The sequence below is a fragment of the Lwoffella lincolnii genome, from assembly GCF_002014765.1.
GTDB lineage: Bacteria > Pseudomonadota > Gammaproteobacteria > Pseudomonadales > Moraxellaceae > Psychrobacter > Psychrobacter lincolnii.
Window position 1 is genome coordinate 1 of record NZ_MUYT01000026.1, and the last position, 991, is coordinate 991.

The window sequence follows — 991 nt, forward strand, 5'->3', positions numbered from 1 at the left end:
TGGCAGCTAGGATACTGATAATCGTTTATAATTGATTGATGGTGTCTTCATTTAGCCCTGTTGCTTGGATAATGACCTCCATGGACAGTCCTAGGGTTTTTAAGTTTTTGGCCGTGGTTAGCGTGGCTTGCTCTATGCCTTTTTCCATACCTTTTTCCATACCTTTTTCCATTCCCTGTTTCAACCCCACATCTCGCCCCTCTTGCCAGGACACTTTGGCCAAATAAGCATCCGCTGCTGTATTGTCTCGGTAAGTTTTTAGGCTGTGTTCATATCTTGCCCATTCTTCTCGGTTCATGTTTGCAATTTTGGCTTGTTCAAAGGCTTGTTGAAATAAAGTGTCATTTTTAAAAACATTGGGTATCATTTGTAAGTCCTTTAGGTTTTTTAGGTAAAATAACCATTTATCCAGATGGGTTGTCAGTTCATTTTGGGTTTTGTTAAAACTTGGCATCTCAAGATAGATGAATGTTAATTTATCATAAAATACCTGATTATGCTGATTCTTTAATTGTATGGTGTGTATCACATCAGAAGAGATGATGTCTAAATAAAAGTCCAAAATGCTGATGCAATATACAGCACTGAGTTTATATCCCCAGTCTTTGCCTTTTTTGGCTTGTTCAGTGATGGGGAAGGTGGCATAGTATAATGTACGATCTTTAAAGAATTCTTGTTTGATGCGTTGCAATTCAACAATAAACTGCTCGCCTGTGGTGCTGTGGCAATAAATATCATAGATTGCTTTGCGGTCATTTTGTGTCAAACCCAATTGTTCGGTATTTTTAAATGCCAGCTCAGCAATCTGATGATGGGGTGGTAAAATGCTGTTTAAAAAATCCATCAAAAAAGGTTTGCTCGCTTCGCTGCCAAATAATCTTTTAAAGCCAAAGTCTGTGTAGGGATTGATGTATATTGCGGTCATTGTATCTTACCGTTAACCAAAAGGAATGAGTGATAATCATAGCTGATGATGAATGCAATTGCCATA

At 37.9% G+C, this 991-nt stretch carries 1 protein-coding gene; it reads right to left on the reverse strand.

Annotation, left to right across the window (positions count from 1 at the left end; translation table 11 throughout):
• Positions 1-25 precede the first annotated feature (25 nt).
• A complete protein-coding gene (locus B0682_RS09280) occupies positions 26-925 on the reverse strand; it encodes an Rpn family recombination-promoting nuclease/putative transposase (protein ID WP_078308454.1) in 900 nt (299 codons plus the stop codon).
• Positions 926-991 lie beyond the last annotated feature (66 nt).

Excerpts from the sequence above, each read along its gene's own strand:
- B0682_RS09280 (WP_078308454.1), bottom strand. The coding sequence starts at position 925 with ATGACCGCAATATACATCAATCCCTACACAGACTTTGGCTTTAAAAGA.